Source organism: Terrabacter sp. C0L_2 (genome assembly GCF_036352015.1).
GTDB classification, from domain to species: domain Bacteria; phylum Actinomycetota; class Actinomycetes; order Actinomycetales; family Dermatophilaceae; genus Terrabacter; species Terrabacter tumescens.
Genome location: NZ_CP143557.1, coordinates 595,732 through 618,916, shown reverse-complemented (window position 1 = coordinate 618,916; position 23,185 = coordinate 595,732). Strand labels below are relative to the sequence as shown.

The 23,185-nt window shown below is 73.0% G+C and carries 27 protein-coding genes; 11 read left to right on the top strand and 16 right to left on the bottom strand.

The genetic code is table 11. The annotated features are described in order from the left end of the window. Positions 1-9 precede the first annotated feature (9 nt). Positions 10-615, bottom strand: a complete 606-nt coding sequence (locus U5C87_RS02900; protein ID WP_330475142.1) for a hypothetical protein — start codon at positions 613-615, stop codon at positions 10-12. Positions 616-818: 203 nt separating this feature from the next. Between U5C87_RS02900 and U5C87_RS02895 the strand changes: the two genes are divergently transcribed. After that, positions 819-1,778 (top strand): alpha/beta fold hydrolase, encoded by a 960-nt coding sequence (locus U5C87_RS02895; RefSeq protein WP_330475141.1) that lies wholly within the window; start codon positions 819-821, stop codon positions 1,776-1,778. A gap of 1 nt (position 1,779) precedes the next feature. Here the strand turns inward: U5C87_RS02895 and U5C87_RS02890 are convergent, their stop codons facing one another. Next, positions 1,780-2,304, bottom strand: a complete 525-nt coding sequence (locus tag U5C87_RS02890) for a flavodoxin family protein (RefSeq protein ID WP_330475140.1) — start codon at positions 2,302-2,304, stop codon at positions 1,780-1,782. 154 nt (positions 2,305-2,458) lie between these two features. Here U5C87_RS02890 and U5C87_RS02885 point away from each other — a divergent pair, with 154 nt between their 5' ends. Beyond that, on the top strand, positions 2,459-3,079 hold the full coding sequence (locus tag U5C87_RS02885; RefSeq protein ID WP_330475139.1) for a class I SAM-dependent methyltransferase: 621 nt from the start codon (positions 2,459-2,461) through the stop codon (positions 3,077-3,079). Here U5C87_RS02885 and U5C87_RS02880 read toward each other — a convergent pair. Continuing rightward, on the bottom strand, positions 3,076-3,297 hold the full coding sequence (locus U5C87_RS02880; RefSeq protein ID WP_330475138.1) for a sigma factor-like helix-turn-helix DNA-binding protein: 222 nt from the start codon (positions 3,295-3,297) through the stop codon (positions 3,076-3,078). The genes U5C87_RS02885 and U5C87_RS02880 overlap by 4 nt on opposite strands. A gap of 61 nt (positions 3,298-3,358) precedes the next feature. Then, a complete protein-coding gene (locus tag U5C87_RS02875) occupies positions 3,359-4,195 on the bottom strand; it encodes an isocitrate lyase/PEP mutase family protein (RefSeq protein ID WP_330475137.1) in 837 nt (278 codons plus the stop codon). A gap of 141 nt (positions 4,196-4,336) precedes the next feature. Between U5C87_RS02875 and U5C87_RS02870 the strand changes: the two genes are divergently transcribed. The 4 genes from U5C87_RS02870 to U5C87_RS02855 all read left to right on the top strand — a co-directional run bounded on the left by U5C87_RS02870 (position 4,337) and on the right by U5C87_RS02855 (position 6,030). Continuing rightward, positions 4,337-4,735 (top strand): VOC family protein, encoded by a 399-nt coding sequence (locus tag U5C87_RS02870; protein WP_330475136.1) that lies wholly within the window; start codon positions 4,337-4,339, stop codon positions 4,733-4,735. Between the two features lie 33 nt (positions 4,736-4,768). Beyond that, the gene (locus tag U5C87_RS02865) at positions 4,769-5,104 is read left to right on the top strand and encodes a YnfA family protein (RefSeq protein ID WP_330475135.1); all 336 of its coding nucleotides are present in this window, start codon (positions 4,769-4,771) and stop codon (positions 5,102-5,104) included. 91 nt (positions 5,105-5,195) lie between these two features. Beyond that, complete coding sequence (locus U5C87_RS02860) at positions 5,196-5,456, top strand: metal-sensitive transcriptional regulator (protein ID WP_030201220.1); 261 nt, start codon at positions 5,196-5,198, stop codon at positions 5,454-5,456. 88 nt (positions 5,457-5,544) lie between these two features. Then, on the top strand, positions 5,545-6,030 hold the full coding sequence (locus tag U5C87_RS02855; protein WP_330475134.1) for a hemerythrin domain-containing protein: 486 nt from the start codon (positions 5,545-5,547) through the stop codon (positions 6,028-6,030). A 22-nt stretch (positions 6,031-6,052) separates the two neighbouring features. Here U5C87_RS02855 and U5C87_RS02850 read toward each other — a convergent pair whose 3' ends face one another. The 3 genes from U5C87_RS02850 to U5C87_RS02840 are packed head-to-tail and all read right to left on the bottom strand — an operon-like array spanning position 6,053 to position 9,456. Further along, positions 6,053-7,336 (bottom strand): cyclopropane-fatty-acyl-phospholipid synthase family protein, encoded by a 1,284-nt coding sequence (locus U5C87_RS02850; protein ID WP_330475133.1) that lies wholly within the window; start codon positions 7,334-7,336, stop codon positions 6,053-6,055. Beyond that, positions 7,333-8,784 carry an FAD-binding oxidoreductase gene (locus U5C87_RS02845; RefSeq protein ID WP_330475132.1) on the bottom strand — a complete coding sequence of 484 codons (1,452 nt, stop codon included), beginning with the start codon at positions 8,782-8,784 and terminating at the stop codon, positions 7,333-7,335. Before U5C87_RS02845 ends, U5C87_RS02850 begins: the two co-directional genes overlap by 4 nt. Before the next feature lie 36 nt (positions 8,785-8,820). Continuing rightward, positions 8,821-9,456: a LysE family translocator gene (locus U5C87_RS02840; RefSeq protein ID WP_330475131.1), complete on the bottom strand. Its 636-nt coding sequence runs from the start codon at positions 9,454-9,456 to the stop codon at positions 8,821-8,823. Between the two features lie 72 nt (positions 9,457-9,528). Between U5C87_RS02840 and U5C87_RS02835 the strand changes: the two genes are divergently transcribed. Continuing rightward, positions 9,529-10,071: a DinB family protein gene (locus U5C87_RS02835; protein ID WP_330475130.1), complete on the top strand. Its 543-nt coding sequence runs from the start codon at positions 9,529-9,531 to the stop codon at positions 10,069-10,071. Here the strand turns inward: U5C87_RS02835 and U5C87_RS02830 are convergent. From U5C87_RS02830 to U5C87_RS02820, 3 genes are all read right to left on the bottom strand, one after another. Then, on the bottom strand, positions 10,058-11,338 hold the full coding sequence (locus tag U5C87_RS02830; protein ID WP_330475129.1) for a DUF6596 domain-containing protein: 1,281 nt from the start codon (positions 11,336-11,338) through the stop codon (positions 10,058-10,060). The two genes, U5C87_RS02835 and U5C87_RS02830, sit on opposite strands and share 14 nt — an antisense overlap. Beyond that, positions 11,339-11,788 carry a YciI family protein gene (locus U5C87_RS02825; RefSeq protein ID WP_330475128.1) on the bottom strand — a complete coding sequence of 150 codons (450 nt, stop codon included), beginning with the start codon at positions 11,786-11,788 and terminating at the stop codon, positions 11,339-11,341. It abuts the gene before it with no gap. Positions 11,789-11,907: 119 nt separating this feature from the next. Further along, the gene (locus U5C87_RS02820; protein WP_330475127.1) at positions 11,908-12,969 is read right to left on the bottom strand and encodes a GTP pyrophosphokinase; all 1,062 of its coding nucleotides are present in this window, start codon (positions 12,967-12,969) and stop codon (positions 11,908-11,910) included. 95 nt (positions 12,970-13,064) lie between these two features. On the opposite strand from U5C87_RS02820, the gene U5C87_RS02815 reads away from it, so the two are divergent. Then, a complete protein-coding gene (locus U5C87_RS02815) occupies positions 13,065-13,598 on the top strand; it encodes a GNAT family N-acetyltransferase (protein WP_330475126.1) in 534 nt (177 codons plus the stop codon). 27 nt (positions 13,599-13,625) lie between these two features. Here U5C87_RS02815 and U5C87_RS02810 read toward each other — a convergent pair whose 3' ends face one another. Both U5C87_RS02810 and U5C87_RS02805 read right to left on the bottom strand, forming a co-directional pair. Then, positions 13,626-15,578, bottom strand: coding sequence for an amino acid transporter (locus U5C87_RS02810; RefSeq protein WP_330475125.1), 1,953 nt, complete (start codon positions 15,576-15,578; stop codon positions 13,626-13,628). Between the two features lie 74 nt (positions 15,579-15,652). After that, a complete protein-coding gene (locus U5C87_RS02805; protein WP_330475124.1) occupies positions 15,653-16,939 on the bottom strand; it encodes an APC family permease in 1,287 nt (428 codons plus the stop codon). Between the two features lie 80 nt (positions 16,940-17,019). Between U5C87_RS02805 and pdxR the strand changes: the two genes are divergently transcribed. Next, a complete protein-coding gene (gene pdxR, locus U5C87_RS02800) occupies positions 17,020-18,483 on the top strand; it encodes a MocR-like pyridoxine biosynthesis transcription factor PdxR (RefSeq protein ID WP_330475123.1) in 1,464 nt (487 codons plus the stop codon). Here pdxR and U5C87_RS02795 read toward each other — a convergent pair. Continuing rightward, positions 18,446-19,639 carry an MFS transporter gene (locus tag U5C87_RS02795; protein ID WP_330475122.1) on the bottom strand — a complete coding sequence of 398 codons (1,194 nt, stop codon included), beginning with the start codon at positions 19,637-19,639 and terminating at the stop codon, positions 18,446-18,448. The genes pdxR and U5C87_RS02795 overlap by 38 nt on opposite strands. A 92-nt stretch (positions 19,640-19,731) precedes the next feature. Between U5C87_RS02795 and U5C87_RS02790 the strand changes: the two genes are divergently transcribed. Further along, on the top strand, positions 19,732-20,715 hold the full coding sequence (locus U5C87_RS02790; protein WP_330475121.1) for a DUF389 domain-containing protein: 984 nt from the start codon (positions 19,732-19,734) through the stop codon (positions 20,713-20,715). Positions 20,716-20,764: 49 nt separating this feature from the next. Here U5C87_RS02790 and U5C87_RS02785 read toward each other — a convergent pair whose 3' ends face one another. The 3 genes from U5C87_RS02785 to U5C87_RS02775 form a co-directional block, all read right to left on the bottom strand. After that, positions 20,765-21,406 (bottom strand): hypothetical protein, encoded by a 642-nt coding sequence (locus U5C87_RS02785; protein ID WP_330475120.1) that lies wholly within the window; start codon positions 21,404-21,406, stop codon positions 20,765-20,767. A gap of 85 nt (positions 21,407-21,491) precedes the next feature. Further along, positions 21,492-22,259, bottom strand: a complete 768-nt coding sequence (locus U5C87_RS02780) for a pentapeptide repeat-containing protein (RefSeq protein WP_330475119.1) — start codon at positions 22,257-22,259, stop codon at positions 21,492-21,494. Continuing rightward, complete coding sequence (locus U5C87_RS02775) at positions 22,256-22,651, bottom strand: DUF2237 family protein (RefSeq protein WP_330475118.1); 396 nt, start codon at positions 22,649-22,651, stop codon at positions 22,256-22,258. Before U5C87_RS02775 ends, U5C87_RS02780 begins: the two co-directional genes overlap by 4 nt. An 82-nt stretch (positions 22,652-22,733) precedes the next feature. Here U5C87_RS02775 and U5C87_RS02770 point away from each other — a divergent pair, with 82 nt between their 5' ends. Next, complete coding sequence (locus tag U5C87_RS02770) at positions 22,734-23,183, top strand: hypothetical protein (RefSeq protein ID WP_330475117.1); 450 nt, start codon at positions 22,734-22,736, stop codon at positions 23,181-23,183. Positions 23,184-23,185 lie beyond the last annotated feature (2 nt).

Below are 23,185 nucleotides of genomic sequence, written 5' to 3'. Positions count from 1 at the left end.
GCACGCCACCTAGGCGGCAGGCAGCGGGAACACGTCGGTGATGCGGCACGCGCCGCCGCCACCGGTGATCGGCGGCGTCGAGCGACTGCCGCTGCAGATCGTGACCGGCCGGGCGCGGCCGCCCACGGGCGAGCAGTCGCAGCGGTACCGGACGTAGGTCACGCAGACCTCGCCGTTGGCGCTCGTGCCGCTGGCCGCGCCGTCGGTGTAGAGCAGGACGCGCTGGGTGCCCGCGCTGCCGGCCGTGCACCACTGGTGGTTGGACGGGGCTCCACCGCACGACGAGCACGAGCACGCGCCGCTCTTGACCGACACGGCGAAGTGGGGCTCGGGGGTCCCGTTCACGGTCACCCCGGTGATCACCGTGACGGTGTCCTCCGAACCGCCGGGGCTGCTCACGGCGATCTCGAAGACGTAGCCCTTGTAGTTGTCCGACGAGCCGCCGGGCAGCTTGCAGGCGGAGCCGGTGAAGGTCAGCGCCTCGGTGGACGCGGCGACGGCGGGGGCCGGGGCAGCGACGATCACGGCGGGCATGGCCCAGGCGGCGCCCCGCACCACGGTGCGACGGCTGGGCTCGTGCCCTTCGTGCCTCTCGCGGGCATCGCTGTGGGTCATGCGTCCTCCGAGGATTGGGGCCAGAGTGGCCAGAGTCAGGCGATGAGCGCTATGACCCTTGTGGGTGGTCTGCGCGTTTTGTAGCACCTTTCCCGGTCGCCCGAGAGGCAAACGCCGAAGGTCGAGTGGCGCGTCCGACCCCGCACCGACGGCCCGTGACGTCGCGTGAGGAGTTCCCAGGTGACCGGCGGTAACCTTCGGTCATGACGACGCTGCCGTCCACGGCGCCCCTCGACCTCGCCTCACCCTGGGGCGGTGCCAGCCGCACCATCGACCTCGACGGGCCGCTCCACTGGGTCGACTTCGGCGGTCCGGAGGCTCCCGCCGACGGTCCCGAGCCGCCGCCCGTCGTGCTCGTCCACGGCCTCGGTGGGTCGCACCTCAACTGGGTGGGCATCGCCCCGGCGCTCGCCGAACGGCGCCGGGTGGTCGCGCTCGACCTGCCCGGCTTCGGGCTCACGCCGGCGCTGGGACGCGACACGAGCGTCAACCACAACGCCGCGCTGCTGAGCCGCTTCGCGCACGCGGTCCTCGGCCGGCCGGTCGTGCTCGTCGGCAACTCGATGGGCGGCATGGTGAGCCTGCTGCTCGCCGACCGCCGCCCCGAGCAGGTCGTCGGGCTGGGGCTCGTCGACCCCGCGCTCCCCAACCCGGGCGCGCGTCCCGACCCCCAGGTCGCCGCGACCTTCGCGATGTATGCCGTCCCGCGCGTCGGCGAGATGGTGCTGACCCGCTACAACACCCGATTCAGCGACCGACAGCGCGTGCTCGGCACGGTCGCGCTGTGCTTCGCCGACCCGTCGCGCGCCGACGACGCCGTCGTCGAGGCCGGGGTCGAGCTCGCCGCCTGGCGGCGGTCGCTGCCGGACCCCGAGGGCGAGTTCCTCGGCGCGGCCCGTTCGTTGCTGCGCGTGCTGCGCGGGCGCCGCGAGTACGACCGGATCATGCGGGAGCTCAAGGCGCCCGTCCTGCTCATCCACGGCACCCGGGACCGTCTCGTGCCGATCTCGGCCGCCCGACGGGCTGCGCGGCTCAACCCCGGGTGGGCCACGGCCTACCTCGACGGGATGGGCCACACGCCTCAGCTCGAGGCGCCCGAGGACGTGCTCGGCCACCTCGAGCCCTGGCTGGACTCGCTGGACTCGTCCGGCCCGCTGGGCTGAGTCAGCCGACGCCGTGCGAGACGCGGGTGGCGAGCGTCGTGCCCCACTCCCTCGCGCGGTCGAGCTCGCCTGGCTCGAGCGGGCCGGGCGTGCCGTGCACCCAGAAGGTCTCGCCGCGCTCGGCCCGGTCGAAGCCGCGGTGCCGCAGGGCCTTGGCGGCGGCGCTCGCGGCCGAGCCCGGGAGCATCTTGACGTGGATCCTCGTGTCGAAGGTGACGACCGGCAGGCCGGTCCGAGGGGTCACGACGTCGATCCACTCGCGGATGCCGTCGCGTGGCGCGGCGGCGCCCTGCGTCGCGGCATCCTGACGCGTCTGCGGGCGGGTCATGCTGAAGGCGTGCGTGGGGCCCCCGACGAGCAGCAGGTCGACGTCGTCACCGATGACCGTGGGTGCGTCGGCGACGTGGACGAGGCGGACATCCCCGGCATCCGGCGCTCTGCCCTCGCGCAGCCCCTCGGCGATGGCCGAGGCGATCTCGTGGGTGTTGCCGAACAGGGACTCGTGGACGATGAGGACGTTCATCATGCGTACCTTTCCGCCATCCACGCTACGCCCGGCCCGGACAACGGTGGCTGGATCGTGACGCACGAGACGGACCATGGCACAGTCGAATTCAGGACAATGGGACCCGAGCCGTCGCGGAACCGCGGACGAGCAGCCGAGGACGAGGAGAGCCACCGTGGACGCGAGCGACTGGGACGAGAGGTATGCCGCGAGCGACCTCGTGTGGTCGGTCGAGCCGAACCGCTTCGTCGCCGAGATCATCGGACCGCTGACGCCGGGTCACGCCATCGACCTCGCTGCGGGCGAGGGGCGCAACGCGATCTGGATGGTCGAGCAGGGGTGGACGGTCGTGGCGGCGGACTACTCGCCCGTGGCCGTCGAGCGCATGCACTCGCTGGCGGCCGACCGGCTCGGTGACGACTCGGGCCACCTGACGGCGCTCGTCGCTGACGCGACGCAGGAGGCTCCCGGCGGCCACGCGGCCTACGACCTCGCGCTGCTCTGCTACCTCCAGCTCCCGACGGACGAGTGGCGGCAGGCGCTCCGGTCCGCGGTCGAGGCGGTGCGGCCCGGCGGCCGCGTCGTCGTCGTCGGCCACGCGGGGCGCAACCTCGCGGACGGGTGGGGCGGGCCGAGCGATCGCGCGGTGCTCTACGACCCCGAGGAGGTGCTCGAGCGCGCCGACGGGCTGCCCGTCACCGTCGAGCAGTCCGGCATCCGCGAGCGTCCTGTCGACACCGACGAGGGCCCGCGCGTCGCGCTCGACACCGTCGTGGTGCTGCGCCGGGAGGGTTAGCGCCGGCCGTACTTCTTGTGCACGGCCTGCCGGCTGACCCCGAGCTGCTCGGCGATCTCGGCCCAGGCGAGTCCCTGGAGGCGGGCCCGTCGCACGACGGCGGCCTCGGTGCGGTCCGCTGATCGCCGCAGCTCGCGCGCCGCGGCGAGGGCGGCACGCGGGTCGTCGTCGCCCGTGGCCCGAGCCAGCGTGAGCATGTCGTCGACCTCCTTGGTCACCTGCCGCACCTCTCGATGATGTCAACTCCTGTTGACACGGTATGCCGGGTGGTGGCGTTCGTCAACCGTGGTTGACGAACGGGTCGGTGGCGAAGCGTCGCTGCACCTCGGCGTAGCGCAGCGCGCCGTCGAGGAAGCCGAGCGTGCCCGACTCGAGCAGCTCGTGGCCGGCACGCTCGACGAGGGCGAGTGCCGCGCGGGCGATGCTGCCGCCCAGGCTGACCCGCGTGACACCGAGCGAGAAGAGCGTCCGGGCGTCGACGAGGTTGGACAGCCCGGCCACGATGTTGAGCGGGCCCGGGACGGCCTCGGCCAGGCGCCGGATGGTGTCCTCCTCGACGACCCCGGGCACGAAGACGCAGTCGGCGCCCGCCTCGAGGTAGCGCACCGCCCGGTCGACCGTCTCGGCGAACGGGTCGCCGCCGGCGGCCGCGAAGTACGTGTCGGTGCGGGCGTTGAGCACGAAGCCGCCCCTCGGCGCCGCGGCGCGGGCGGCGGCCAGGCGCTCGACGGCGACGTCGACCGGGAACAGCCCCTCGGGCCCCACGTCCTCGAGGTTGCACCCGACCGCACCGACCTCCGCCGCCAGCCCCACGGTGCGACCGACCTCGTCGGCGGTGTGGCCGTAGCCGGCCTCCAGATCGGCGGTGACGGGCACCCCGACGGCCGCCACGATGCGGCCGACCTGCTCGAGCATGGTGTCGCGGTCGAGGCCCTCGCCGTCCGGGATCCCGAACGACCAGGCGATGCCGGCGCTCGTCGTGGCGATCGCCGGGAAGCCGACCTGCTCGAGGATCCGGGCCGACCCCGCGTCCCAGGCGTTCGGCAGCACGAAGCCGGGCCCCGCATGCAGTGCGAGGAGCGCAGCCGCCTTGTCCGTCAACGGATCTCCGGTCATGAGTGGTCTCCGATCGCTCGCGTGCACCTCCGGACCCCGACGGCGGGCGTCGGTCCCGATGACACCATCGCACGCCGAACCGGCCGGCCGCAGCGGGTCAAAGCAGTGGCCCGCGCCGCCACGGGTCAGGAAGATGTCGGCATGACACTCGCGCTCTCGCACACGACCGTCAACGCCCTCGACGCCCATGCCCAGTCCGTCTGGTGGGCCGATCTGCTCGGCTACCACGAGGACCCGGCCGACCCCAACGAGCCCGGGCACGAGGAGTGCATGATCTTCTCGCCCGACGAGTCCCACCGGCTGCTCTTCATCGAGGTCGAGGACGCCAAGCAGGTGCGCAACCGGGTCCACCTCGACCTGCGACCCACCGACCGCCCGCGCGACGAGGAGGTCGCCCGCGTCGAGGCTCTCGGCGCCACCGTGGTGCAGGACTGCCGCACCGAGGACGGTCGTGGGTGGGTCGTCATGGGCGACCCCGAGGGCAACGAGTTCTGCATCCTGCGCAGCGACGACGAGCGGCGCGCGGCCGGCGACCTCTGAGGTCCGGGCCGGCGGCGGTGCGACGATGAGCGCGTGACCGTCACCCGCTCGATCCTGCTCTTCGTGCTCGCCGCAGTCGCCGAGATCGGCGGGGCCTGGCTCATCTGGCAGGGGGTGCGCGAGCACCGCGGCTGGCTCTGGGTCGGCGCCGGGGTCGTCGCCCTCGGGCTCTACGGCTTCGTCGCGACGCTCCAGCCCGACGCGAGCTTCGGTCGCATCCTCGCCGCCTACGGTGGCGTCTTCGTCGCCGGATCGCTCGTCTGGGGGATGGTGGCCGACGGCTTCCGGCCCGACCGCTGGGACGTCGCCGGCGCCGCCGTGTGCCTCGTCGGGGTCGCGCTCATCATGTACGCGCCGCGCTCGGGCTGAGCGGGCGCGCCCGACGTTCGTGACGGCATACGACATCGGATACGGCAGGGGGTATCATGGAGCGTTCCGGTAACGACCCCAGGAGGATGCCGTGGAGCTCGACCTCGACGAGATGCAGTCCGTCATCCGTCGCCTCAACCGCGCCCGCGGCCAGATCGGCGGCATTGTCAAGATGATCGAGGAGGGTCGCGACTGCAAGGACATCGTCACCCAGCTCGCCGCCGTCTCCAAGGCCCTCGACCGGGCCGGCTTCGCCGTCATCGCCACGGGCCTGCGTGAGTGCATCACCAACCCCGAGGGCGAGACCATGGACGTGGCCCAGATGGAGAAGCTCTTCCTCTCCCTGGCCTGAGCCGGAGTCTCTCGAGCGAGACCGGAGGGCCCCAGGTCTGGACGAACCGCCCACCCGGGGGCGACCATGGAGGGCACGGAGGTCCGCCATGAACGTCGAGCCAGAGGTCATCCAGGTCGACAGTGGGGCCGACCTCGCCCTCCACCTCGACCGGGTCCGTCGACACCGGTCGGAGCTGCGCGAATCCGTCGCCGCCGTGGACCTCGCCCTCGAGGCGCCCATCGCGCGCGGAGGGATGTGGCGCGAGCGCGTGCGCGCCGCCCTGGCCGAGCTCGCCCACGACTTCGACGACCACGTCGCGCTGACCGAGAGCCCGGGCGGCATCTACGACCGCGCCCGGCACACGGCGCCCCGGCTCTCGGGCCGCGTCGACCGCCTGCTCGGGGAGCACCGCGACCTCCGCGAGGCGATCCACGGCTACCTCGCCGTCCTCGAGCACGGCGGCACGGTGGCCGACCTCCCGGTCTTCCGCGAGGAGCTCACCGTGCTCGTGGGCCGGCTCGTGCGACACCGGCAGAAGGGTGGCGACCTCGTCTACGAGGCCTACGACGTCGACCTCGGCGGGCAGGGCTGACCTACCACCTCAGCAGCCCGCCTCAGCCGTCGGCGGGCTCGAACCGCGGTCGCAGCGCGAAGCCCGACACCCCCTCCGTGCTCGTCCGTGACGCGAGGACCTGGTGCAGCTGGATCTCGTTGCGCTCGAAGCCCAGTCGCGACCCGGCGAGGTAGAGCCCCCACACCCGGGCCGTGCCGAGGCCGGCGAGCTCGACGCAGTCGTCCCAGTGCTTCGCGAGGTTGGAGTTCCACGCCGCGCACGTGCGGGCGTAGTGCTCGCGGAGGTTCTCGTGGTGGCGCACCTCGAAGCCCTCGTCCTCCATGACGCGCACGATGTCGCCGCTGCCGGTCAGCTCGCCGTCGGGGAAGACGTAGCGGTTGATGAAGCCGCGCGGCGGCAGGCCGGCGTGCTTGTTGTCGGGCCGGGTGATGCAGTGGTTGAGCAGGCGGCCCTCGTCGCGCAGCCGCTCGCGCAGGAAGCGGAAGTAGGCCGGGTAGTTGCCGACGCCGATGTGTTCCGTCAGCCCGATCGAGCTGATCGCGTCGAAGCCGCGCTCGGTGACGTCGCGGTAGTCGCCGTGCCGCACCTCGGCGCGGTCGCCGATCCCGTCGGCCTCGATCGCGGCCTGGGCCCACGAGGCCTGCTCGCGCGAGAGCGTGACGCCGAGGGCCGTGACGCCGTAGTGCTTGACGGCGTGACGCACCATGCCGCCCCACCCGCAGCCGACGTCGAGCAGCCGCATGCCGGGCCGGAGCCCGAGCTTCTTCGCGACCAGGTCGTACTTGTAGGCCTGCGCCTCCTCGAGCGAGGCCTCGTCGGTCGGGAAGCAGGCGCACGTGTAGGTCATCGACGGGCCGAGGACGAGCTCGTAGAAGGCGTTGGACACGTCGTAGTGGTGGCTGATCGCGGCGGCGTCACGGGCCTTGCCGTGGCGCAGGCCCTGGGCCATCCGTCGCAGCTGTCCCGGTGTCTCCTCGGGCGGCAGCGCCGGCGGGTGCGGCGGGTGGTGGGCCAGGAAGCGGGCCAGCTCAACGGCGTCGTGACCGGTGGGCCGGTGCGGCGTCAGTCCGTCGCCGATGACGCGCAGCACCTCGTAGGGGTCGGCCTCGTCGATCCCGTCGATGACGAGGTCGCCGAGCAGGTAGGCGCGGGCCAGCCCGAGGTCCCCGGGCGCCGTGAGGATGTGGTTGAGCGCGTCGGGGTTGGTCAGGCGCAGCACGAGCCCGTCGGGGCTCCCGCCCTCCGAGCCGTCCCACGCGACGATCCGCACCGGGGCGTCGGAGCCGAACACGCGGTCGAATGCCTGTCCTACGGTCAATGTCATCGAGCCTGCACCGCCTTCTCGTAGAGCGTCGGGAACCGTCCCCTCGGGTCGTACCTGTGTTTGACGGGGCCGTATGCCGTGCCGCCGTAGAGCGCGGCGAAGGTGGCCTCGTCGTAGTACGCGTCGGAGTAGAGCGACTTGTGGCCGCCGAGCCGGGTCACCTCGGCCTCGATGCGGCGGTTGACGTCGCCGTCGCGCGCACCGTGCTCGATGGCGACGGTCGACCAGAACCCGACGTTGACGTAGCGCTCGTCGCGCCGCATCGGGTAGAGCGGCCACGGCGTCTCGTCATGCGGTGCGCCGGGGGTCGGGCGCAGCTGGATCGGGCACAGCCAGACCGGCTCGATGGGGACCTCGCGCAGGAACCAGTCGACGAACTCGGCCGTGCGGTCGAGGGGGATCTCGACGTCCTGGACGACGCGCTCGCGCTCGGGCAGGCCTCGGAGCCGGTCGATCCGGCTCATGACCCGGTGCCGGTTCTCGAAGGCGACGATCTTCCAGTAGACGTCGCTGCGCAGCAGGTGGCTGGGCCACAGGCGGCGCACCGTCGGGTTCTGCGCGCCGAACGCGCGGCTGCACCAGAACCAGTCGGTGTCCCAGCGCCACAGGTAGTCGTGGGCCGTCAGCACGTCGGTGCGGCGCTGCTGGATCGAGCGGTAGAAGACGTGCTCGCCGGTGTAGTCGCTAGGCCGCGCCTGTCCCTCGAGGTGGTCGCTCCAGCGGCCGAGGCTGAGGTAGGCCTCGGTCGGACCGAAGACGACGCCGTCGACGAAGTCGACGCGGTCGCCGTCCCAGGAGAGGGAGCCCATGATCGCGCCGACGGCGTCGGCGAGGGCCGTGACGGAGTCGAAGCGCACGTGGCGCAGCGCGACGTAGGGCCGGGCCGGCTCGAGCTCGATGACGAGGTCGAGCGCGTAGCCGAGCGAGCCGTAGGAGTTGGGGAAGGTCCGGAAGAGGTCGGCGTGCTCACCGTCGGGGGTCGCCGTCACGACGGACCCGTCACCGGTGAGGATGCGCATCTGGAGCACCGACTCGTGCGGCAGCCCGTTGCGGAACGACGACGCCTCGATGCCGAGCCCGGTCACGGCGCCGCCGATCGTGATGGTCCGCAGCTGCGGCACGACGAGGGGGACGTAGCCGTGCGGCAGCAGCTCGTCGACGAGCTGCTCGTACGTGGTCAGCCCTCCGACGAGCGCCGTCGCCGGGCGGCCGTCGAGGCTGGGCCGCACCTCGACGACGCCGCGGAACGCCGAGAGGTCGAGTCCGGGGGAGTCGTGGGCGGTCCGGTCGCGGAAGAGGTTGGAGGTGCGCTTGGCCAGGCGGACGGGCTGGTCGGGCGGCAGGGCGGCATACGCCGTCCTCACCTGCTCGAGCGCACGCTCGTGGTCGCGGACCCGCTGGTGGGCGTCGGGTCGATCCGCAGGAGACATGACCTGAGGGGTTGCCACCTTCGCAGTCAAACAGATCTCCCTGAGAAGTGGGGACTACTCGCTCGCGAGCATCGCGGCGCCGAGACCGACCATCATGACGCCGCCCGTCGCGCCGAGCTTGTCGAGACGGGCGGGCTTGCGCGCGAACCACTCCCGGGCCCGCGCGGCGAGCAGCGCCCACATGCTGTCGCTGCAGACCGCCATGGCGCCGAAGACCGAGCCGAGCACCGCCATCTGCACGCCGACGTGCCCGGCGGCGGGGTTGGTGAACTGCGGGAGGAAGGCGACGAAGAAGATGATCGTCTTGGGGTTGGTCAGGCCCACGACGGTGCCGATGCGCAGGGCGTGGCCGCGCTTGGCCGACACCTGCGCCTCCTGCTTCTCCAGGGCCTCGCGCCCCTCGCGCCGGTGGCGGATCGCCTGGATGCCGAGCCAGATGACGTAGGCGGCGCCCGCGACCTTGATGACGGTGTAGGCGGTGACGCTCGCGGCGACGACGGCGCCGAGGCCGACGGCGACGAGCAGCGCCTGGGCCGTGACGCCGATGGCGTTGCCGACGACGGACAGCAGCGCCTCGCGGCGCCCGACGGTCAGCGCGCGCCCGATGGTGAAGAGCAGGCTCGGGCCCGGGACCTGGATGAAGAGGATCGACGCGACGAGGAACGCGACCCATTGGCTCGATGACGGCACCGGACCAGTGTGCTCGCGTCGGGCAGATATCGGCAGGCGGTTTTCGAGGCTCGGACACTAGCGTCGGTCGCCATGACGACCTCACCGCAGACCGCACGCACCGACCCGCCCCTGACGGCCGACGAGGCCACGACCCTCGTCGCCTTCCTCGACTACCACCGCGACACCCTGCGGATGAAGACCGAGGGCCTCACCGCCGAGCAGCTCGCCCAGCCGCTCCCGCCCTCGACGCTCACCCTGGGAGCCCTGCTCAAGCACGTGGCCCTCAACGAGGCGAGCTGGTTCGGCGAGGTGCTGCACGGCCGTCCGATGCCCGAGCCGTGGGCCGGCGCCGACTGGGACGCGGACCGCGACTGGGAGATGACCTCGGCGCGCGACGACAGCCCCGAGGAGCTGCGCCGGCTCATGGACACCTCGGTCGAGCAGGCCCGGCGCGACATCGACGCGGCGCTCGCCGAGGGTGGGCTCGACTTCCTCTCGGTGAAGCTGAGCCGCAAGGAGGACCAGCAGTTCTCGCTGCGCTGGATCCTGCTGCACATGATCGAGGAGTACGCCCGGCACAACGGCCACGCAGACTTCCTGCGCGAGGCCGTCGACGGCGTCACGGGGGAGTGAGACCCGCCCGTCGCAGGCAGAAGCGCCGCAGCGGTTCGGCGGCCATCACCTCGGCGAGGTCGCGGTAGCGCGCGGCGGCCTGCTCCCGCCGTCCCGTGCGCCACTCGAGGTCGGCGAGCGCGAGGCTCGCGTCACGGCTGGCGTATGCCGGAGCGTCCCTCTCGAGCAGCGCGAGCTCGCGCTCCACGTCGTCCAGGGCATCCGAACCCGCGATAAGGAGGAACTGGGCCGTGGCGACGAGCCCCGCGACGCGGACCGACGGTGAGGGCCAGCGGTCCTCGAGCGCCCCGTAGAGCGCGACGATGCGGGGCCAGTCGGTGCGCTCGAACGAGCCTGCGCTGGAGTGCAGCCCGGCGATCGCGGCCTCGATGGCGAAGCGGCCGTCACCCCGGGCCGCGAGGGTCGCGTCGTCGAGGCCGGCCCGGATGAGGTCACGGTCCCACCGGGACCGGTCCACCTCGTCGAGGGCGAGGCCGGTGCCGGTGTCGTCGACGCGTCCGGGACGTCGGGCCAGGCCGAGGCGGATGACGGCGCGCAGGCCCCGCACCTCGGTGTCGTCGGGGTGGGCCGCCACGAGGGCATCGGCGATGGACAGCGCTTGGCGTCCGGTGTCGGCCAGGGCATCGGCGGGCTCGAGCACGGTGCGGTGCGCGACCGTGAACATGCCTGCCACACAGGCGATCACGACAGGCAGGCGGCGCTCGCGCTCGACGGCCTCGGGCACGTGGAACGATCCGCGCGCCTCGGCCAGCGCACGCTTCGCGCGGGTGAGCCGAGCCGCGGCGGCCGTCTCCTGTACGCCGAGGTGGCCGGCGATCTCGGGGATCGTCAGGCCGCACACGACACGCAGGGTCAGGACCATGCGGGACGCGGGCGAGATGGCCTCGTCGCACGCGACGAAGAGCAGGGCGAGGCGGTCGTCGAGCCCGTCGAGCCCGTCGAGTCCGTCGGGCCCGTGCGAGGGCAGGTCGGTGTCCATGGCGGCGTGCTCCGCCTCGGGGCGGGTGAGCGCACCGGCGATGTCCGGGGCCAGCCGACGCTCGACGCTGCGCCGGCGGGCGTCGTCGAGCCAGGCGCGCTTGGCCACCGAGGTGCACCACGCGGCATACGACTCGATTGCACGCCCGCCGGAGCGCTCGTGGGAGGCGGCCCGCGCGACGGCCTCGGCGGCATACTCCTCCGCGTCGTCGAGGCTCCCGGTGAAGGAGGCGAGGGCGCGCACGATGCGCGGCCACGCCTCCTCGAACTCACCCGTCCCGAGCGGCACTCACATTCCTGTCGGGAAGACCTTGCGCCACTCGATGTGGCCGCCCGTCGGCACGAGCGCGGCGACCCGGCGGGCCGTGTCCTCGTCGTCGGTCTCGACGAGGTAGAAGCCGGTGATGACCTCGGAGGTGTCGGTGAACGGCCCGTCGGTGTAGACGGCGTCCTCGACGAGCCGGCCCTTGGCGCCCGGCGTGACCGTGCCGCCGTGCCGCGAGCTCTGCAGGGCGGCGCCCCCGACGACGCGGGCGCCGAGGTCCACGACGGCCTGCTGGAAGGCCTTGTGCTCGGGGAACGAGGCGTCCATGTCGGCGTTGATGTCGGGGTTCGTGTCGGCGGCGGCCCCGGGTGCGGCGGGGTCGCGCCCCTCCGGGCTCGCGTCGGTGCGGCCTCCGAGGTAGGCGTCGGAGTCCCAGTCGCCCTCGTGGATCAGGTAGACGTACGTGTCGGCCATGGCCGGCTCCTTCTCGTTCGGGTGCGCAGCCGTGCGAGCTGCGCAGGTGGCGACCCTCGCCACATCATCCTGACGAACTCGGCCGTCCCGGATCGACACGATCGCGGAAGTTTCTCCGGTCAGCTCGAGGCGAGGCGCTCGAGGCGGGCCTCGAGCGAGGCACGCCGGTGGGCGTTGCCCTCGAGGTCGAGGTAGCGCGTGCCGAAGGTCGCGAGCAGGGCGTCGTCGAGGCGGCGGACCGCTCCGGGAGGGTACTTGTAGCCCATCCGCTCGATGAGGTCCGCGCTGTCGACCGGCTCGATGACCTCGGCGAGGGCCTCGACCGAGGTGATGCCGAGCTCGAGCAGCAGCCCCGAGACCCACGTGTAGTGGTCGGTGCGGGCCCAGCCGGCGCCGGCGTACTTCGAGGCCAGGAACTTGGCGAGGTCCGGCGAGCTGATCCGCTGGTCCTGCTCGTCCGGGCCGGGGGCCGCAGCAGGCAGGGCCATCTGGAGCCGGTCGCGGATCGCCGAGAACTCCCGGTCGGCGAGCTCGATGAGTCCGGCGGCGAGGGTGAAGCGGCGGTCGAGCTCGTGCGCGTGCTCCTCGGGGACGGTGCCCTTGTAGCGGATGTCGTGCTCGAACTCGGCCCACGCGTGCTGCAGCACCGTGCGGATCTGCACGGAGGCGCTGCGCCGGCGCAGCGACTCGTAGGCCGGCGGCACGGTGCGGCTCGCGTCGACCGAGACGAGCTGGTGGCGGCTCGCGTAGCCGAAGCGCCCCGCGCGCGCCGTCTCGAGGCCCATGTCGCGGTCGTCGAGGACGGCGAGCTCCTCGGACAGCAGCTCGGCGACTGCCGCGACGTCGTCGTGGACGTAGGTGATGACGCGGACGCCGATCTGGTCGGTGATGTCGGTCAGCGGGTCGGGGTAGAGCAGCCCGCGGCTGTCGCGTCGCTCCGCCTTGGACGCGAACGAGGCGACGGACTTCGTGCGCCCGCTGACGCTGAGGTAGTTGATGCCGGCGTCGTCGAGCAGGCCGGTCACCATGTCGACGAACAGCGCCGTCGCGGCCTCGACCTCCGGTCGCACCGCGGCATAGGCCGCCGCGGCCTCGCTGGTCTCGGTGGGCTGGGTGCTCGCCCCTGCGTCGTCCCCTGCGTCGTGCCGTGCGTCGTCCCCTGCGTGATCCCTGTCGGACATGCGGCCATCCTGCCGTGCCGCGAGCACGGGCGGCGACCGGTGGTCACACCGGAATCGCGTGGACGCGGTGCGCGGCGGGGTGCGAGCGTGGCGCCATGCACCTCGAGACCGCTCGCGTCACCATCCGCCCCTGGACCCACGACGAGGCCGACCGCCTCCTCGACATCCAGAGCCGCCTCGAGGTCGTGAAGTGGCTCGGCGACGGCGAGCCGGTCCTCATGAAGGACCTCGACGAGGCGCACGCCCGCATCGACCGCTACACCGAGCGCAGCGAGGCCCCGCCGCTCGGCTTCTGGGCCGTGGAGGTCCGCGAGACGGGCGTCGTCGCCGGCTCGGTCATCCTGCTGACGCTCCCGAACGCCGACGACGGCGAGGTCGAGGTCGGCTGGCACCTGCATCCCGACTCGTGGGGTCATGGCTACGCCACCGAGGCCGCGACCGCCGTCATCCAGCACGGCTTCGACGCTGGCCTGCCCGAGGTCTACGCCATCACCCACACGACGAACGAGCGGTCCCAGGCCGTGTGCCGCCGTCTCGGCCTCGACGACCTCGGCGTCATGGAGAAGTGGTACGAGGAGGAGTCCCGCGTCTACCGCACCACCCCGGAGCGTTGGGCCGACCGAGCGTAGGTATGCCGTGTGGCCGGGCGGGTGCCCTCAGCCGCCGACGTGCACCTGCGGTCGCCGGTCGGCGTCCGGCTCGGCCCGCCGGATGATCTCGTGCGTCAGCGGCGGGATGTCGCCCTCGCCGGCGAGCAGGAAGCGCAGGACGTTCTGCCCCGGCGCCTTCTCGCTCCATTCGAAGTAGATGTGCGGCGGCTTGCTCACCCGGTCGCGCACGTCGAGCAGGACTGCGGCGAGGACGTTCGGCACCGAGGGCCCGGTCGCGCGCAGGATGTAGTGGCCGCCGACGACGGCCGAGCCCACGTGCACGGTCGTGGCGAAGTCGCTCGCGTCGCTGATCTCGACCTCGAGGAAGATCGCGCCCTGGCGGGCGTTGAGGTGGTTGTGCATCCGGACGTCGAGGGACTTCGCGCGGTACTCGTCGCGGTCGCCGGCGTTGATCTTGTTGGCGATGAAGCGCAGCGGCTGCGGGCCGAGCGCCGCGTCGTCGAGGATCGCCTGCGCGCTGTCGTCGTAGACGACCCGCTGCACGCGCAGCTCGGTCGAGCGGACGATGCGCGACCAGACGCTGATGACGACGATGAGCGCGATGAAGACCAGCGCGATGACGAGGCCCTCGGGACGCTGCTCGATGGTGATGGTGATCGTGTAGACGAAGATCGCGCTGACGACTGCGAAGAAGGCAGCCGCTGCCCGGTGACCCCGCCGCAGCTCGGTGAGGAAGACCGCGATCGCGGCTGAGGTCATGAGCGCGAGCACGCCCGTGGCATACGCCCCCGCCTGCTCGTCGACGTTGGCGCGGAAGGCCAGGGTGACCACGGCGGCGATGAATGACAGCACGAGCACGAGCGGTCGCGTCGAGCGCGCCCAGTCCGGCGCCATCCCGTAGCGGGGGAGGTAGCGCGGCACGATGTTGAGCAGGCCGGCCATGGCCGAGGCGCCGGCGAACCAGAGGATGCCGATCGTCGAGATGTCGTAGACCGTGCCGAAGCCCTCGCCGAGCAGGTCGTGCGCGAGGTAGGCCAGGGCGCGGCCGTTGGCCTCGCCGCCCGGCTGGAACGCCGCGGCCGGGATGAGCAGGGTCGTGACGAGCGAGGAGCCGATGAGCAGCACGCTCATGACGAGCGCGGCCGTCGTGAGCAGCTTGCGGGCGTTGCGGATGCGGCCCTCTGGCTTCTCGGCCGTGTCGGTCGGGTCGCCCTTGACGAGGGGCATGACGACGACGCCGGTCTCGAAGCCGGACAGACCGAGGGCCAGGGCGGGGAAGACGAGCAGGGACGCCCCGATGATCCCGAACGGCGCCGAGTGCGCCGAGGTCATGGCCGTGATCCAGTCGCTGAACGCCGTCGGGTGGTCGCCGATCTCGAGGATGCCGCGCACGAGCACGACCGAGCTGAGCCCCAGGTAGGCGACGACGAGGACGACCGCGATGCCGATGGCCTCCTTGAAGCCCTTGAGGAAGATGCCTGCGAGCAGCACGAGCAGGGTCAGCGTGACGCCGACCTGGTGGCCCGTCAGGGACGACTTGAGGTAGGGGTTCTCGATGAGGTGGGCGCTCGCGTCGGCGGCCGAGAGGGTGATGGTGATGACGAAGCCGGTGGCCACGAAGCCGATGAGGCACAGGACGAGGATCTTGCTCGGCCAGTAGGACAGCAGGCGCTCGAGCATCGACAGGCTGCCGTCGCCGTGCGGGCTCTCGGCCGCGACGCGGCGGTACATCGGCAGCGCGCCGAAGAGGGTGATGAGCACGAGGACGAGGGTGGCGACCGGCGACAGCGCTCCGGCGGCGAGGGCGGCGATGCCGGGCTGGTAGCCGAGCGTGGAGAAGTAGTCCACGCCCGTCAGGCACATGACGCGCCACCAGGGCTGCACGTGCTGCTGCGCCCTGGCCTCGCTCTCGCGCTCGTAGTAGCCGCCCGGGTCGGCCTCCTCGGCGTCGAGGAACCACCGCTTGAGGGGTGTGCGCTCCGCGCGCTGTGTCGTCACGGCGGCGAAGTCTAGGGCTGCACGCTGGGACCGCCGACCTACCTCCGCGCCTGCCCCCGCACTTACCTCCGTGCCTACCTCCGTGCCACTCGTACGCGCGACTGGTAGGCGAGGGAGAGCAGCGCCACGCCGACCGCCCACAGCGCGTGCACGCCGTTGACGACGAGGAGCGCGGCGACCGACCCGAAGGCCACCACCGCCGTCCACCAGCCGAGGGTGCCCCGGGGCAGCAGCCGCAGGGCCGAGGCCGTGCCGAGCACGTAGACGAGCGTGAAGCAGCCGGTCGCGAGCAGCATGAGCGGGGTGAGTCCGAGGTCGAGCACGACCGCGGCCCCGAGCGAGAGCAGCGAGGAGACGGTGACGAGCACGATGCTGCGGCGCGGCACCTGGCCCGCCTCGCCGCCCCGGGCCAGCCACCCGGGCAGGGCGCCGTCGCGCGCCAGGGCCGCACCGAGCCGTGAGGCCCCCGCGAAGTACGCGTTCATCGCGCCGACCGTCAGCAGCACCGCCACGACGGCCGTCACGACCCGGGCCTGCGGGCCGAGGGCGATGGCCATGAGGTCGGACAGGGGCGCCTGGCTGCTGCCGGCCGCGGGGCCGAGCACGAGCACGCTCGTCGTGGCCAGCCCGAGGTAGAGCACGCCGACGACCACGACCGCGATGCCGGTCGCGCGCGGCACGTCGCGGCGCGGGTCCCGGTAGTCGCCGGCGAGCGAGGCGACGGCCTCCCAGCCGGCGAACCCCCACACGAGCACGGCGGCGGCGGTGCCGACGGCGGCCCACCCGTGCGGGGCGAAGGGCGTCAGCGACGCGGTGCTCCCGTGCGGGAGGGCGACGGCCATGGTGGCGGTCATGAGCGCGGCCAGCACGCTGGCGAGGACGAGCTGCACACGCCCGGAGAAGCGGAGTCCGGCGAGGTTCATCGCTCCGGTCCCGATCACGAGTGCCGCCGCGACCACGACGCTCGTGGTGCGCCCGCCGCCGACGACGTCCGCGACGTAGCCGCCCGCCATCATCGACGCCGGCGGCGCGCCGACCGGGATCGCGAAGTAGAAGCACCAGCCGACCGCCCCCGCGGCGCGGTCGCCGAAGGCGCGTCGGACGTAGGTGGAGACCCCGCCGCCGTCGGGGTGGCGCGCCCCGAGCGCGGCGAAGGTGCTCGCGAGCGGCACCGAGAGGAGCACGAGCGCGGCCCACGCGACGAGCGAGGCCGGCCCGGCGACGGCCGCCGCGAGCGCGGGCAGGGTGATGACCCCGGTGCCGAGCACCGCCCCGACCGACAGCGCCGCGCCCTGGGCGACGCTGAGCGAGCCGTGGGTCGCGGTGGACGGGGTCGTCGTCAGGGCTGCGGGCGTCGCCATGGCCCCAGACTCCCGTCCGAGTGGACCGGTCGGAAGTGCCACATCTTGTCAGGTCGTTTGGGCCACTCGAGACTGTGGGGGTGGACCTCCACGTCACCCTCACCGGCAGCGGCGACCTCACCGCCCAGATCTACGCGCAGGTGCGGGCCGCCGTCCTCGACGGCCGCCTCGCCGGTGGCGACCGCGTGCCCGCCTCGCGTGACCTCGCGGCGAGCCTCGGCGTCTCGCGCGGCACGGTGACCGCCGCCTACGACCGGCTGCTCGCCGAGGAGCTGCTCGAGAGCCGTCGCGGCTCCGGCACCTTCGTCGCGAGCGGCTGCGTCCCGCCCGTCCAGATCCCGCGCCGGGCCCGCGCCGGCGCCGTCACGCCCACGTCGCTGTGGGCGGCGCCGATCGCGACGGCCCCGGACCCGTCCGGCGTCACCTTCGACTTCTCGGTCGGGGTCCCGGACGCCTCGCTCTTCCCGCTCGCGACGTGGCGCCGCCTCGTCAGCGCCACCCTGCGCCGGGGCCGCCTGTCGGCCGGCACCTACGACGGGCCCGGTACGGGTGCGGTCGGGAGTCCCCTCGAGGCCGAGATCGCGAGGTATGCCGGCCTGTCGCGGTCCGTCGTCGCCTCGGGCGCCGACGTGGTGGCGACCGCAGGCGCGCAGCAGGCACTCGACCTCGTCGCACGGGTGCTCGTCGAACCGGGTTACGTCGTCGCCGTCGAGGACCCGGGCTACAGGGCCGCGGTCCGGCTCCTCACCACCCACCGCGCCGTCGTCCGCGGGGTGCCCGTCGACGGCGAGGGGATCGTCGTCGACGCACTGCCCGACGACGCGCGCCTGGTCCACGTCACGCCGTCGCACCAGCACCCCACCGGTGTGGCGATGTCGCGGACCCGGCGGATCGCCCTGCTGGAGTGGGCGGTCCGACGGGGCGCCGTCATCGTCGAGGACGACTACGACAGCGAGTTCCGCTTCGCCGACCGACCGCTCGAGCCGTTGCAGAGCCTCGACCGGGACGGCCGCGTCGTCTACATCGGGTCGTTCTCGAAGTCGCTGCTGCCGGCGCTGCGGGTCGGCTACGCCATTGCGCCCGCCACGCTGACGGCCGCCCTGCGCGAGGCCAAGCGGGTCACCGTGTGGGACGGCGACGCCGTGACGCAGGGGGCCCTGGCGGCCTTCCTCGCCGAGGGCCACCACGCCGCGCACGTCCGGCGCGCGACGAAGGTCTACCGCGCCCGGCGCGAGGCGCTGCTGCAGGGTCTCACCGGCGAGGAAGGCCTCGGCGACCGGCTCGACGTCATCCCGTCCGCGGCCGGGCTGCACGTGTGCGCGCTGCTCCGCGACCCGGACCTGGACGACGTCACCGTCGCCGAGCAGGCTCTCGCCGCAGGGGTGTTCGTCGAGCCGCTGTCGGTCCGGCACCTCGAGCAGCCGGCCCGCCACGGGCTCGTCTTCGGCGTCGGCGGCATACCCCTCGAGCGCATCGCCCCAGCGCTCACCGCGCTGCGGGGAGTCCTCAGTGCGAGCCCGCCGGGACGCCTCGGCGGCGGATGATCGCGAACTGGGCCGCCAGCGGGATGATCCCGAGGATGAGGACCATCGGCACGGCGAAGCCGAGCCGGAGGTTGTCCGAGCCGACCGCACCGGTCAGCACGGCGCCGAGCAGTGCGCCGACGTAGTTGAACTGGTTGAAGCGGGCGACGACCTGGTCGACCTTGTCGATGCGCTCGCCCGCCGTGTCGGCGTCCTCGCCCCCGGCGATGGCGCCCGCGGCCGAGAAGCTGAGCGGCGCGATCGTCGCGACCGCGCCACCGAGGACGGTGAAGCCGACGACGGCCACGACCCACGACGGGGCGAAGACGATCACCGCGAGCGACAGGGCGGCGACGACCCCGCTGATCCGGAGCAGCCACACGGCGCCGTGCCGGTCGACGAGGCGGTCGCCGACAGCACGGGCCAGCAGCGTCGCGACGAGGTAGGGGAGCGTGGCGAGCGCGGTGAGGCCGCTCGGCGCGTCGAGCGTGCCGCCGAGGTAGACCGGTCCCCACGTCGTCGCGGCCGTGTCGACCATGTAGAAGAGCACCATCGCGATGCCGAGCAGCGCGATCCTGCGCCACGGCACGTCGACAGTGGCGTCCGACTCGGCCAGGCGGTCGCGGCGGACGAACGGCGCGGCCAGCGCGGCGAGGGGCAGGACGAGCAGCGGCAGCAGGGCAGGACCGAGCTCGACGCTCGACGTCGCCAGCGTGACGAGCGTGCCGAGGATGCCGCCGGCGGTCCAGAACGCGTGGAAGGACGGCAGGATCGGCCGCCGGTAGAGGTGCTCGACCGTCACCGCCTGCATGTTCGACGACGCGTCGACGAGCCCGAGCGCGAGACCGTACGCCGCCAGGCCGACGACGAAGACGCCGAAGGCGGGCGCGACGAGCAGCACCGCGAAGCCCACGGCCGCGACGACGAGCCCGACGCGTACGACCACGGCGCTCGACGAGCGGGCCGCCACGACCTCGGCGACGACCGAGCCGACGCCCGCGAGCAGCACGACCATGAGGAGCAGCCCGCTGACGGCGAGCTCGTCGAGCGACCACTTCTCCTGCACCTGCGGCAGGCGCGTCGTCAGCGAGATGAAGAGCAGGCCCTGGACGAAGAAGGCGGTGCCGGCGGCGAGCCGCGACCGCAGCAGGGAGGAGGACTCGGCCCGAACTGTCACGGTGGGTCACACTGTCGGTCGCCGATCCCGGCGTCAAGGGACACGGGCTGTGAAGGGGCGCGGGGCCGGACCGGGGCGGCAGACTGTCGGCCATGCTGAGACTGACGGTCACGATCCCCGGCGAGCTGACCGAGCAGGTCACGAAGGTGCTCGCCGACTCGACCGCGGTGAGCACGCTGTCGGTCCTGCGCGGTGCGGCGGTGCGCCCCGTCGGCGACGTCATCCACGCCGACGTCGCCCGCGAGGGAGCCAACGTCCTCGTCGACCGGCTCCGCGAGCTCGGCGTGCACGAGGGCGGCACGCTCCAGATCGAGCCGGTCACGACGTGGATCTCACGTGCCGGCTTCGAGGCGGACGAGGAGACGCCGGGCAGCAGCGGCGACGCCGTCGTCTGGGCGCAGGTGGCCCAGCGGTCCTACGACGACAGCGAGCTCAACTGGACCTACCTGTCGTTCATGTCCCTCGCGACCCTCATCGCCGGCGTCGCCATCGTGCTCGACTCGCAGATCCTCGTCATCGGCGCCATGGTGCTCGGGCCGGAGTTCGGGGCCATCGCGGCGCTCGGCGTCGCGCTCGTGCGGCGGCGCACCCTGCTGCTGGCCGTCGCCGCCCGGGCGCTCGTCGTCGGGTTCGTCGTCGCCATCCTCGTCACGTGCCTCGCGGGTCTGGTCGGGCGCGGCCTGGGCTGGGTGAGGCTCGAGGACATCACGGGTGACCGTCCTGCGACGGGCTTCATCTACTCGCCCGACAAGTGGTCGTTCATCGTCGCCGTCCTCGCGGCCGCGGCGGGGGTGCTGTCGCTGACGTCGGCCAAGCTCGGCGGCCTGAGCGGCGTCTTCATCTCCGTCACGACGATCCCCGCCGCCGGCAACGTCGCGCTGGGGCTCGCCTTCGGCGCGTGGGACGAGGTGCGCGGCAGCGGGCTCCAGCTCGTCGTCAACATCGTCGGGATGGCGCTCGCGGGCTGGCTGACGCTCGCGCTGCAGGAGGCCGTGTGGTCGCGGGTGCCCGCGCCGCGGTCGCACTCGCGCCTCAGCCGGCGCATCCACGCCGATCCGCCCCCGCCTCCCCGCTGAGGTCGCGCGGGGTCCGGGGCTGCCGCTCGGTGTCAGCGGATGCCCGGTGTCAGCGGGTGGTCGTCGTCGGTCTCGGCACCGGCGGGGTCGGCAGCGCGAAGGTCGTCTTCAACGCGCCGTTGACGAGGGTCAGCAGGACGCCGGTCTCCTGGCGGATGACGGCGTAGCGGCTCTGCGCCACGGGCGAGTTCGCCTGGGCCTCGTCCGATGCCGCGGCGGCGAACAGCCCGAGCGAGCCGAGCCGTCCGTAGTAGCTCGGGGCGTCGAGCCCCGGCGGTGGTCCGTTGGCCCCGAGCCGCGCGAGGTGCTGGGAGAGCAGGTCGAGCTGGAGCGCGGCGGCGTTGCCGGACAACGACATCCGGTCGAGCAGCCGCACGTCGGAGACGAGGTTCGTGTAGTCGGCGAGGGCGACGGGACGGTTGAAGACCGTGCTCGACGTGAGGCTCGGACGCGGCAGCGCGGTCACCGTGACCGTCGGGGTCGCCGTGACGGTGGCCGTCGTCACGAGCGTCGTCGTGGCCGTGACGGTCTGGGTCTCGACCTCCGTGACGGTCACGGTCTGGGTCGGCACCGGCGTGCCGGTGCCTCCGGGGACCTGGCTCAGCTCGATGGCGGGCTTGCCCGACGAGCACGCCCCGAGCGCGGCGGCAGCCGACAGCGCGAGTGCGGCTGCAGCTCTGGCGCGGTGCACGGACGGCTCCGATGCTCGACGTGGACGGTGCGTCGATTGTCATCGCTGGAGGGCCGCAGCGGGAGGGAATGCGCCAATCGTCTGGTCACGTGCGCGCGGCGGCGAGCTGCGGCCTCGTCAGGAAGAGCGCCCCGTCGAGCCGCGCGCCGCGCAGGTCGGCGTCCCGGAGGTCGGCGCCGAGCAGGTCGGCCCACCGGAGGTCGGCGTCCCGGAGGTCGGCCGCGATGAGCAGCGAGCCGCGCAGGTCCGCGGCCCGAAGGTCTCGTCCCCGCAGGTCGGCGCCCACGAGGTCGGCGCCCGGCCGCACCCGGCGGGGCGGCTTCGGTATGCCGTGTCGCCGCCGTTGCCGGTCGCGCTCGGTCGCGCTGACGGTCCGGAGCAGGCCTCCGACGCGGGAGCGCGCGGCGACGAGGTCGACGGCGAGCACCTCGTCCGGAGACCCGGCCGTCGCCGCCGTGACGTCCTCGGCCGCGGCCGCGAGCTCGGCGCGCGTCGCCTCGTCCGTCGCGAGCGCGAGGGCGTCGCGCAGGTGGGCTAGCATCTCGTGCAACTGGCGCATGACGGGCAGGACGGCATACATCCTCGACGCGGTGCCGGGCGCGTGGCGCCAGGACACCCCGCCGAAGGTGACCTGCGAGACCTGCTGCCCGGCACCGAAGCAGTCGAAGGTGACGCAGCCGCGCCAGCCGCCGTCGACGAGGCGGTCGTGGATGCCGCACCGGTGGTCGGCGAGCAGGTTGCGGCACGGCTCGCCGGCCGGCTTGTCGACGGGGAAGTCCGCCGACCGCGCGAACGGGAGGGCGACGCAGCACAGGCCGAAGCACCGGGAGCAGTCGGCCTCGAGGCGACTCACAGCAGCGAGCTCGGGTCGTCGGGGACGTCGGCGGCGTACGAACGGAGCAGCTGCAGCGGCACGACCTCGAGGGCGCGCTCGTGCGTCGCCGCGAGGAAGACGGGCGCGGCGGCGCCGTCCTGGTGGGCCTCGAGCCAACGGCTCGCGACGACGCACCACCGGTCGCCCGGGGTCAGCCCCGGGAAGCGCCACTCCGGGCGCGGCGTCACGAGGTCGTTGCCGACGCTGCGCTGGTGCTCGAGGAACTCGGTGGTCACCACGACGCAGATGGTGTGGCTGCCGCGGTCCTCGGGCCCGGTCGTGCAGTAGCCGTCGCGGTAGAAGCCGGTCACCGGGTCGGTGCCGCACGCCTCGAGCTCGGTGCCGAGCACGTTCCGTTCCCGCGCTGCCATGTCCCAAACCTAGTGCTCGACCGGGCCGCGAAGGCTCGCTCGACCAGCCGTGCGTCGGCAGGCGGATGGCTAGGCTGGCGTCATGCTGGGGATGAAGGAGTACGAGCAGGACTACATCGATGCCTGCCGCTCGCGCATCGAGTCCCAGGTCGCGGTCTTCCACGAGGTCGCCCAGGCCGCGCGCGACCACGGCGACGCCGACGTCTCCGGCCTCGAGGGCGCCCTCGAGTCGCTCGAGTACGAGTACTTCAACAACATGCTCATCGTCCTCGACGGCTACTTCGTCGACCGGCTCCGGGGCGTCGAGGGCAAGGACGGCAACGCCCTCAACGAGGTCCGCGTGCTCGTCCGGTCGCTCATGGAGAACGGCGGCACGGTCATGGCCGACCCGACGATCGGGCTCGACCCGGCCCGCAGCGTCCTCCGGCTCGAGGTGGGCGCTCCCGTCACGCTGACGCTGCAGCAGTACCGCCGGATCTCCGACGCCTTCCTGCGCGAGATCGAGAGCAGGTTCTCCCGCGCGGAGGACTGACA